The following is a 9,994-nucleotide window of genomic DNA, read 5'->3' on the forward strand; positions in this document are numbered from 1 at the left end:
CACGAGAACGTCTCGACCGTTCTGGAGTGCGGGCCCGGTGCGGCGGGCGTCCGTCCGGGGGCGCGCGTCAACGTGGACCCGGTTATCTCTTGCGCTGCGCGCGGTCTGGCGCCCTGTCCCTCGTGCCGCGCGGGCCAGACGTGCGCGTGCTGGAACGTCGCCGAAGGGGAAGCGAAACTCGGGTTCTCCATCGGCCATTCGGCGACGGTGGGCGGGTCGTGGTCGGATTCCTTCGTCGCCCACGCCTCGCAACTCGTGCCCGTGCCGGACGGCCTCTCGGACGAGCAAGCCGTCCTCGTGGATCCCCTGTCGTGCAGCGTGCACACGGTGCTGCGGCACCCGCCGGGGCCCCAGGACCAGGACATCCTCGTGTTCGGGTGCGGGGTGATCGGGCTGGGGATCATTGATTACCTTCGGGCGTGGGGTTTCAAGGGCCGCCTCTTCGCCATCGCCCGCCATCGGTTCCAGAAGGGCCTGGCTTTGCATCTGGGGGCGGACGAGGCCTGGGACAGGGCCGACCTGAAGGAGAAGGACGCCTTCACCCGCGTGGGCGAACTTTTCGGCATCCGGCCCATCAAAGGGTCCTACGGCAAGAAGATCCTGCTGGGCGGGGTGGACCTGATTTACGACGGCGTCGGGAACCGCGACAGCGTCGAGGACTCGCTTCGCCTGGTTCGCTCCCAGGGGACCGTGATGATCGCCGGCATGGGCCATCCGCGCTGGGTGGACTGGGACCCGATTCCCCACAAGCAGATTACCGTGATGGGGAGCCACGGGCGCGGCATCGAGGCGTGGCGCGGCCGGCGCGTCCACACGTACGAGGCTGTCCACGACCTGATGGCCGAGGGACGGTTCCCGGCGGACCGGCTGCTGACGCACATCTTTCCGCTCGAGGACTATCGGACGGCGCTGGACGTGCTGACGCACAAGAGCCGCCACGGCGCCGTCCACGGGGCTTTCCGTATTTCGAGTTGAGCCGCCGCGCGAAAGGCCCGTGGAACATTGTCGTACGAAAACTTGAAACCCGCCCGCATTTGGGTACACTGAAGGCCGACGCGGGTGCCGTGGCCGCCCGCCTCTATCGGAAATCCTTGGAAGAGACAGCACATGCCATTCGCCATGAACCGGCGCACGTTCCTGAAGACCATGGGCATGGGGGCGGCTGGCCTGGCGGTGCCGGCCTGTCTGGGTATGGGCGATCGCCCCGGGCGCGCGGCTGGCAGGCGGCCCAACATCCTGTTCGTCTACGCCGATGACCACGCCTACCAATCCATCAGCGCCTACGGGTCGAAGATCAACCAGACGCCGAATATCGACCGCCTCGCTCGCGAGGGGATGCTCTTTCAGGAGTGCTATGTCACCAACTCCATCTGCGGGCCGATGCGGGCCGTCGTTCTGACCGGCAAGTACAGCCACCTGAACGGCATGTATCGGAACGGCGTCGAGTTCGACCAGGACCAGCAGACGTTTCCCAAACTCCTCCAGAAGGCCGGCTACCAGACCGCCGTCATCGGCAAGTACCACCTGGGCCACAAGAAGGACCCCCAGGGCTTCGACTACTACGAGATCCTCATCGACCAGGGCCCCTACTACAACCCGCCCATGATCAAGAAGGGCGAGGGACGCGTCAAGCACACCGGCTACACCACCGACATTATCACGGACCTGGCGCTCGGGTGGCTCAAGAACGGCCGCGACGCCGACAAGCCGTTCATGCTCATGTACCAGCACAAGGCGCCGCACCGGAACTGGCAGCCCGGGCCGAAGTACCTGACGATGTACGACGACCGCACGATTCCCGAGCCGGACTCGCTCTTCGAGAGTTACGAGGGTCGGCCCACCCCCGTCAAAGAGCAGGACATGACCATCGCCAAGACGATGAACGCCAGCGACCTGAAACTCAAACCCCCCGGCGACCTGACGCCCGAGCAGCGCCAGGCCTGGGACGCCGCCTACGAGCCCAAGAACGAGGCGTTCCGCAAGGCCAACCTCCAGGGCAAGGAACTCGTTCGCTGGAAGTACCAGCGCTACATCAAGGACTACCTGCGGTGTATTGCGTCCATTGACGACAACCTCGGCCGCGTCCTCGATTACCTCGACGAGTCAGGCCTGGCCTCCAACACCATCGTCGTCTACGCCTCGGACCAGGGTTTTTACCTGGGCGAACACGGGTGGTTCGACAAGCGGTGGATTTACGAGCAGTCGCTGCGGACGCCCTTCATCGTCCGGTGGCCGGAGGTCGTGAAGCCGGGCAGCACGTGCTCCGCCATCGCCTCGCCCCTGGACTTCGCCGAGACGTTCCTCGACGCGGCCGGCGTGCCGGCGCCGGACGACATGCAGGGCCGCAGCCTCGTCCCGCTTCTCAGGGGCGAGACGCCGGCCGACTGGCGCAAGACGCATTACTACCACTACTATGAGGGGGGAGGGCACGGCGTTCGCCGTCACTACGGCGTGTGCGACGGGCGCTACAAACTCATCCACTTCTACGAACTTGGCGTCGACGAGTGGGAACTCGTGGACCTGAAAGCCAACCCCGGCGAGAACAAAAACTTCTACAACGACCCGAAGTACGCCGACGTACGCCGACGCCTGCACGCCGAACTGGTGCGCCTCCAGCAGGTGTACAACGTGCCGCCGAATGACCCGGACGGCAAACCGCACGCTCCCCAGCCGAAGGTGCTGTAGACCCGCGGCGGTAAGCCGGAGTTTTGCGCGGTGGATCTCCGAACCCACCGCGTGCTGCCCGCCGAGCCGGCGCCGTCCACGGGGCTTTTCGGGCGTCGAGTTGATGTGGTCGTGCGATGGGTACCGGGAGACCAACCCATGTTTCTCGACCATCCGTCCCTTGAACCTATCCGGGCGCTGATGCTCGACCCGGAAGTGACCGAGATCATGATCAACGGTCCCGGGCAGGTGTATGCCGAGCGTCACGGCGTGATGGAACCTGAGCCCATCCAGTTCCGCGACGACCCGCAGTTGGACCACCTGATCGGCGCCTTGCTCCAGTCGAGCGGGCGGTCCGTCTCGCCGTCGGCGCCCTACGTGGATTTTCGGCTGCCCGACGGGTCTCGCGGCAACGTCATCGTCCCGCCGCTCGCCCTCGACGGGCCCGCGGTGACCATCCGGAAGTTTACGCAGCAACTGACGAAGGTGACAGACCTCATTCGCGTGGGGACGCTCTCGCGGCGGATGGCCCACCTCCTGGGAGCGGCCGTCAAGGGGCGAGCCAACATCCTCTTCTCCGGCGCCACCGGCACGGGCAAGACCACGACCCTGGCGATCCTCAGCCGCTACATCCCCGAGACTGAGAGAATTATCACCATCGAAGACACGGCCGAACTTCAGTTGCAGCAGAAACACGTGGTGCGGCTGGAGTGCCGGCGCCCCAACGTCGAGGGCAAAGGCGCCGTCAGCATGGCCGAACTGTTCCGCAACAGTCTGCGGATGCGGCCGACGCGAATCATCGTCGGCGAAATTCGCGGCGATGAGGCCGTCGAAATGCTCCAGGCCATCTCCAGCGGGCACGAAGGGTGCCTGGCCGTCCTCCATGCCAGTTCGCCCCTCGACGCCGTGGCACGCCTCGAGATGATGGTGCTGGCGCGCGGCCTGATGTTGCCGCTCTGGGCCATCCACAGGCAGATCGTCTCCGCGATCGACCTGGTCGTGCAGCACGAGTTCCTGTCGGACGGGGCGCGCAAGATCACACGCATTTCGGAGTGCGCCGGCGTCGAGGGGGACGCCATCGTCCTCCGCGACCTGTTCGCCTATCGGCGCCGCGGCGCGGATGAAGCCGGCCACGAAAAGGGCGAGTGGGTTTCGAGCGGCGTAAAGCCCCGGTTCCTCGCGAAACTCGAGAAGGCCGGTTTGACCATCCCCGCCGACGTGTACGCCGAGGGGACCGACTGAGCGCTCCAGTCGCTAGTAGTGCGTCAACCTTGAACGTGTGGGTTCGGGCGCCATGCCCCGGCGGGGCATGTTTCCGACAGGCTGAGTGGCACGGCCGGTCTTGTCCGGCCGTGCGGGAGTCACGGCGGGGCAAGGCCCGCCGTGCCACACGGGCAACATGCTTTCGCAACGGCGCGAAAGCATGGCACCCACAAATTCAACTGTGAGGGACTACTACGCGAGCGCCTTGGCGATGCGGCGGCGGTTGGGTTTCTTGATGAGGCCGCGCTCCGTGATGATTCCGGCGATCAGGTCCGCGGGCGTCACGTCGAACGCCGGGCAATAGACTTTTGATTCCGCCGGCGCTGTCCGCCGGCCGAAGCCTTCCGTCACTTCTTCCGCCCCCCGCTCCTCGATAGGAATCTCGTGGCCGGACTTGATGGAGAGGTCGAACGTGCTCGACGGAGCGGCGACGCAGAACGGAATGCCGTGGTGCTGCGCGAGGATCGCCAGGCCGTAGGTCCCGATCTTGTTGGCCACGTCGCCGTTCGCCGCGATCCGGTCCGCCCCGACGAGGACGAGGTCCACCTTTCCCTCGCGCATGACGACGGCGGCAGTGTTATCGCAGATAAGCGTCGCGTCGATGCCGGCCCGGCCGAGTTCCCACATCGTGAGGCGCGCCCCCTGAAGGAGCGGGCGCGTCTCGTCCACATAGACGCGGAACTTGCGCCCGGCTTCGTGGGCACGGTAGAGCGGCGCGAGGGCCGTCCCATATTCCGCCGTCGCCAGGCTCCCCGCGTTGCAGTGCGTCAGGACGCCGCAGCCCTCGGTGATGAGGTGCTGGCCGGCGTCGCCGATGGCGCGGCACATAGCGGCATCCTCGTCGCGGATGGCCTTGGCCTCGGCGAGGAGCGCTTCCTTGACGGCCTGGCCGCCTTCGCCGCGACGCTCCTCGGCGACGCGGCGCATCCGGTCGAGGGCCCAGAAGAGGTTGACGGCGGTCGGGCGGCTCGTGGCGAGATAGTCGCAAGTCTGGTTGATGCGGGCGAGGACCGCCTTTTCGTCGTCCGGCACGTCCTTGAGGCCGACGACGACGCCCATCGCCGCCGCCACGCCGATCGCGGGCGCCCCGCGGATGCGCAGCACCTTGATCGCCTCCCAGACCTCTTCGACCGTCCGAGGCGCGATTGTCTTGTACTCGGCGGGCAGAAGGGTCTGGTCGATGAGTTCCATGCGGCCTTCGAGGCCGCCGACCCAGCGGACCGTGGGCTCAGGCATCCGGCTTCCCCCCGTCGAGAGCCTCTGGGTCGAGCGATGGGTCGAACGACAGGTTCCGGTCCGCCTGGGCGACGCGATCCGCCAGGCGGGCCTTGTAGGCGACGAGTTTCTTGCGAAGCCCGGCATCGGCCAGGGCGAGAATCTGGGCGGCGAGGATGGCGGCGTTGACGGGACCGGCCTTGCCGATCGCGACCGTCGCCACCGGCACGCCGGCCGGCATCTGGACCGTCGAGAGCAGGCTGTCGATGCCCCCGACCGAACTCGTCTGGATGGGGATGCCGATGACCGGCAAGGGCGTCAGGCTCGCGAGAACGCCGGCCAGGTGGGCGGCCCCGCCCGCCGCCGCGATGAGGCACGCCAATCCCCGATCCGCCGCCGCCCGCGCGTACTCGTGGGCCGCGTCCGGCGTCCGGTGGGCCGAGATCACCCGGACCTCGTACGGGATGCCGAACTCGGCCAGCGTGTCGAGGCACGGCCGCATCGCCTCGGCGTCCGAGTCGCTGCCCATGACCACGCCCACCAGGGGGGAACCCTTCGCCTTTTCGCTCACGCGCGAACCTCCTTCACCAGTTCTACAACGCTATCTCAACGCAGAGATCGCAGAGAGCGCAGAGATAACCTCTTATTTCACAACCCCGGCGTGCCGGGGCACGGCACGCCCCGGCCCTGGCCGTGCACTGTTCCACGCCCCTAACGAAAACGCCGTCTCCTCCTCCTTTTGACCCCTTGACAGCCGTTCTCTGCGTTCTCGGCGCTCTCTGCGTTGAAGAACACGGCGTAGTAGTACCACGTCCGGCCGAGTATAGAACCCCCGGTTCCCGGAGTCAAGCGACCGCGGGGGAAGTTCGCCCCTCTCGGGCCCTTCGCGGTCCATGGGAAGGCGATTTTGGACCCGAAAAAGGGCCTTCCGCGGCCAAATTCGCGCAAAGCACTTGACTTTTGGCAAAAATGTTGTATTTTTACAACGTGGTATCGCCCGGGGATATTGGGACTACAGCGCCACTTAGCGCGGCGGGTCTCCTGACCCGCCGCGCTAACTGCGGTTTCGACCGCGCAAAGGCTCAAGCGGCGCTGTAGTATCAGGTTTCGGGGGCTGTTGTGGCAAAATCGAAACGCATTTCGGATGGGGCGGCCTCTTGCCGGCCAAAGGCGGACGACCTTTCGCTCCTGGCGGACCTCGCCGCAGCACTGCCCGCGGCCGAGAGTCCCGAAGCCCTTCAGCAAACGGTCCTCGAGGAGGTCCTTGACCTCCTGGCTTGCCGAAGCGGGGCCGTCTGGCTCTGGGAAAAGGAGAAGCGCCTCCGAAAGGGCGTCGCCCTCGGCAGGGCCAAGACGCTCAGCCCCGAAGGCCTTCTCGGCGCCGAGCCGGTCCTCAACGTCCTCCTCCACGAGCGCCGGCCTCTGGCGCTGGAGGATCCCGGCCTGACGCTGGGAGATGAACTGGCGGGCTGGCAGGGCCTGGCCATAGCCCCCCTCGTGGCGGGGGACAAGTCGCTTGGCTTTCTCCTGGTGGGCGATTGCCGGGACGGATGCACGTTCACGCCGGCGCACCTGGCAATTCTGGAACTCGGGGCGAACCTGCTGGCGTTCGCGCTCGACACGCGGCTGGTGTTTGCCGAGTTCCGCAGCGAAATGGAACGCCGGATGGCCGAGGCCGCAGGTGAACTCAAACGCGCCGGGGCGGAACTGGCGCGCCTCAAGACCTTCAACGAGGACCTGTTCCAGTCGGCCCCCGTCGGGATCATCGTCTTCGACCGGGATTTCCGCGTCACGTTCCGCAACGCCGCCGCCGAACGCCTCTGGCCTCTGGACCGATCCGTCCTGGCCGCCGCCCGCCGAACGAAACTCCTCCGGAGCGACCCCGACTGGGAAACGAACCTCCATGGAGTTGTGCACATGCGCCACTTCTGGCGGGCCGAGGATGTGTCGTTCGAGCCCCCGGGCCGAGAGCCCGTCCGCGTCAACCTGGCCTGCTCGCCCCTCTTCAGCGCCAAGGAGGCGGTCGTGGGCGGCGTGCTGATCGTCGAGGACGTCACGCAGCGGGCCCTGATGGAACGGCGCCTGGCGGTGTCCGAGCGTCTGGCGGGTGTCGGGCGGCTGGCGGCCATGGTCGCCCACGAAATCAATAACCCGCTGGACGGGATCATGCGCCTGGTAAACCTGGCCCGCCGCGCCGAGGCCGAGAATGAGGACCCGCGGGCCGAAAAGTACCTCGCCGAGGCCGACAAGGGCCTGCTGAGGCTGGCGGCGATCGTACGCGACTTGCTGGCTTTCTCGCAGAGCGCCACGCAGGTCGTCGAACCCATGCCCATCCGCGACCTGCTCGTCGAGGCGGCCGAGGCCATGAAGCCCGCCGCCGAAAAGGCCGCCGTCCGCATCGACGTCTCCTGCGCCGACGACGTGCCTCCGGTGAAGAGCGGCACGCTGTATCACGTTGTCCTGAACCTCGTGAAGAACGCCGTCGAGGCCATGCCCGACGGCGGGCGCGTCACCGTGGCGGCCCGCGCGGAGCCCCAGGGTCTCGTGGTCGAAGTGGCCGACACGGGGCCCGGCATCCCGCCCGAAGCGCTGGCGAAAATCTTCGAGCCTTTCTACTCGCACAAGGCGAAAGGGAAGGGCACCGGCCTCGGACTGGTGATCTCGAAGGACCTCGTGGAAAAGCAGGGGGGGACCCTCGAGGCCGCCAACCGTCCCGAAGGAGGCGCCCTTTTCACCCTGCGCGTCCCGCTCCTCGCCGCCAGGCCGAGGGACCGCCGCTGACGCCGTAGCCGGAAAGGAGAAGGCTTGTGGCGAAGGCAAGAATCCTGATAGTGGACGACGACGAACTGATCCTGACGAGCCTGGCGGAACTGCTGAGGCTCGAAGGGTACGACGTGGAAACGGCCGCGCGCTTCAAGGACGCGTCGGCCCAATTGGCCGCCAGCGCGTTTGAGGTCGCGATTGCCGACATCTCCATGCCTGACGTGAACGGCTTCGAACTCTTGAAGTTGATCCGCAACCGCTATCCGGAGACCGTGACGATCATGATGACGGGCTACGGCACGATCGAAGATGCCGTCAAGGCCATGCGCGCCGGCGCGTTCGACTACCTCACGAAGCCGATCATCGACGACGAAATCAAACTGGTGGTCCAGCGGGCGCTCGAGCGGCAATCGTTGACGGCCGAAAACCGCTCCCTCCGCAAACAGTTGGCCGAACGCTACAGCCTCGACAACATCGTCGGCCACGATTACAAAATGCTCCACGTCTTCGACCTCGTCGAAACCGTCGCCGACACGCCCACGACGATCCTCATCACGGGCGAGAGCGGCACGGGCAAAAGCCTCGTCGCCCGCGCCATCCATCAGCGCTCCAACCGCCGCGGCGGGCCCTTCGTCGAGGTCGCCTGCGGAGCGCTCCCCGAAACGCTCCTGGAGAGCGAACTTTTCGGCCACGTGCGCGGCTCGTTCACGGGGGCAACGGGCGACAAGGCCGGCAAATTCAAGCAGGCAGACGGCGGAACGATTTTCCTCGACGAAGTTTCGACCGCGACGCCCGCCCTTCAGGTCAAACTCCTCCGCGTCCTCCAGGATTTCGAGTTCGAGCCCGTCGGCGGCGCGAAGACCGAACGTGCCGACGTCCGGTGCCTTCTCGCGACGAACCAGGACCTCACCGAGGCCGTCAAACGCCACGAGTTCCGACAGGACCTCTATTACCGCATCAACGTCGTGACGATCCATCTGCCGCCCCTCAGGGAACGCATCGGCGACATCCCCCTGCTGGCGGAGCGGTTCCTCAAGGAACTCTCCGAGCGGAGCGGCCGGCAGGTCCTCGGCCTCCAGGAAGAGGCTATGCGACGGATGCAGATGTATGATTGGCCTGGAAACGTCCGCCAACTCGAGAACGTCATGGAACGGGCCGTCGTCCTGTCGAAGAACCATGTGATCGGCGTCGAGGATTTGCCGGACGAGGTCGCCGAGCCCGGCGCCCGCGGCACCGCCGTCGCCGACTCGGGCGGCATCCTGCCCCTGAAGAAGGCCCTCGAGGCGCCCGAACGCGAGATTATTCTGCGGGCGCTCGAGGCGAACCAAGGCAGCCGCCAGGCCACCGCGGAGTCGCTCGGCATCAACCGCACGACACTCTACAAGAGCGGGCAACCAATACCTCCCTCTCCTATCAAGGGAGAGGAAAAAACGCGCGGCGACCATCCTTGGCCGCCGCGCCGAATGGACACATTCCCTGGCAGCGCACTGGCGGACAAGCCTGCCCTGAGCAAAGCCGAATGGGCCGCCAGTGCCACCCGCCTTTGGTTACTTCAGCCTTCGGCGTTCCTTGCTCGCCATTCGTCGTTGACTCTTAGTACATATCTTCGCCCATGCCGCCGCCGGCGGGGGCCTTCTTCTTCTCCGGGATCTCGGACACCAGGGCGTCGGTCGTCAAGAGGAGCCCGGCGATGGAGGCGGCGTTCTGAAGCGCGATCCGTTCCACCTTCATCGGAACGATCACGCCTTGCTTCACCATGTCGCCGAACTTGTGCGTCAGGGCGTTGTAGCCGTAGGTCGCGCTCTTGTTTTGTTCGACCTGCTGGGCGACGATGGAGCCGTCCATCCCCGCGTTGGCCGCAATCTGCTTGATGGGCGCTTCGAGTGCCCGGCGGACGATGTCGGCGCCGATTTTCTGGTCGCCCTTGAGCCGCAAGCGGCCGATGGCCCTGCGGGCCCGGAGCATCGCCACGCCGCCGCCCGCCAGGATGCCTTCCTCGACGGCCGCGCGGCAGGCGTGCAGGGCGTCCTCGACGCGGGCCTTCTTTTCCTTGACCGCGCTTTCGGTCGCGCCGCCGACGTGGATCTGC

Annotated in this window: 7 protein-coding genes and 1 pseudogene; 5 read left to right on the top strand and 3 right to left on the bottom strand. The window is 66.4% G+C overall.

The genetic code is table 11. The features are described 5' to 3' along the window. The 3 genes from NTX40_08540 to NTX40_08550 all read left to right on the top strand — a co-directional run. Positions 1–975 (top strand): zinc-binding dehydrogenase (locus NTX40_08540; protein ID MCX5649126.1); only part of this gene is annotated, 975 nt, incomplete at its 5' end. Between the two features lie 132 nt (positions 976–1,107). Beyond that, on the top strand, positions 1,108–2,685 hold the full coding sequence (locus tag NTX40_08545; GenBank protein MCX5649127.1) for a sulfatase-like hydrolase/transferase: 1,578 nt from the start codon (positions 1,108–1,110) through the stop codon (positions 2,683–2,685). Between the two features lie 138 nt (positions 2,686–2,823). Then, positions 2,824–3,906, top strand: a complete 1,083-nt coding sequence (locus NTX40_08550) for an ATPase, T2SS/T4P/T4SS family (GenBank protein MCX5649128.1) — start codon at positions 2,824–2,826, stop codon at positions 3,904–3,906. A gap of 213 nt (positions 3,907–4,119) precedes the next feature. Here NTX40_08550 and mtnA read toward each other — a convergent pair whose 3' ends face one another. Both mtnA and purE read right to left on the bottom strand, forming a co-directional pair. After that, positions 4,120–5,163: an S-methyl-5-thioribose-1-phosphate isomerase gene (gene mtnA / locus NTX40_08555; GenBank protein ID MCX5649129.1), complete on the bottom strand. Its 1,044-nt coding sequence runs from the start codon at positions 5,161–5,163 to the stop codon at positions 4,120–4,122. Continuing rightward, the gene (purE, locus tag NTX40_08560) at positions 5,156–5,671 is read right to left on the bottom strand and encodes a 5-(carboxyamino)imidazole ribonucleotide mutase (protein ID MCX5649130.1); all 516 of its coding nucleotides are present in this window, start codon (positions 5,669–5,671) and stop codon (positions 5,156–5,158) included. The genes mtnA and purE overlap by 8 nt, the downstream gene beginning before the upstream one ends. Positions 5,672–6,261: 590 nt before the next feature. On the opposite strand from purE, the gene NTX40_08565 reads away from it, so the two are divergent. Beyond that, on the top strand, positions 6,262–7,923 hold the full coding sequence (locus NTX40_08565) for an ATP-binding protein (GenBank protein ID MCX5649131.1): 1,662 nt from the start codon (positions 6,262–6,264) through the stop codon (positions 7,921–7,923). 26 nt (positions 7,924–7,949) lie between these two features. Next, positions 7,950–9,290 (top strand): annotated as a pseudogene (locus tag NTX40_08570) (sigma-54 dependent transcriptional regulator). Between the two features lie 208 nt (positions 9,291–9,498). On the opposite strand, the gene groEL reads toward NTX40_08570, so the two are convergent. Continuing rightward, positions 9,499–9,994 (bottom strand): chaperonin GroEL (gene groEL, locus NTX40_08575; protein ID MCX5649132.1); only part of this gene is annotated, 496 nt, incomplete at its 5' end.

The organism is Planctomycetota bacterium, from assembly GCA_026387035.1.
In the GTDB taxonomy this organism is placed as follows: domain Bacteria; phylum Planctomycetota; class Phycisphaerae; order FEN-1346; family FEN-1346; genus JAPLMM01.

What these genes read in the sequence shown, in the direction of transcription:
- NTX40_08545 (MCX5649127.1), top strand. Translation starts at nt 1,108, where the DNA reads ATGCCATTCGCCATGAACCGGCGCACGTTCCTGAAGACCATGGGCATG.
- NTX40_08550 (MCX5649128.1), top strand. Translation starts at nt 2,824, where the DNA reads ATGTTTCTCGACCATCCGTCCCTTGAACCTATCCGGGCGCTGATGCTC.
- mtnA (MCX5649129.1), bottom strand. Translation starts at nt 5,163, where the DNA reads ATGCCTGAGCCCACGGTCCGCTGGGTCGGCGGCCTCGAAGGCCGCATG.
- purE (MCX5649130.1), bottom strand. Translation starts at nt 5,671, where the DNA reads ATGGGCAGCGACTCGGACGCCGAGGCGATGCGGCCGTGCCTCGACACG.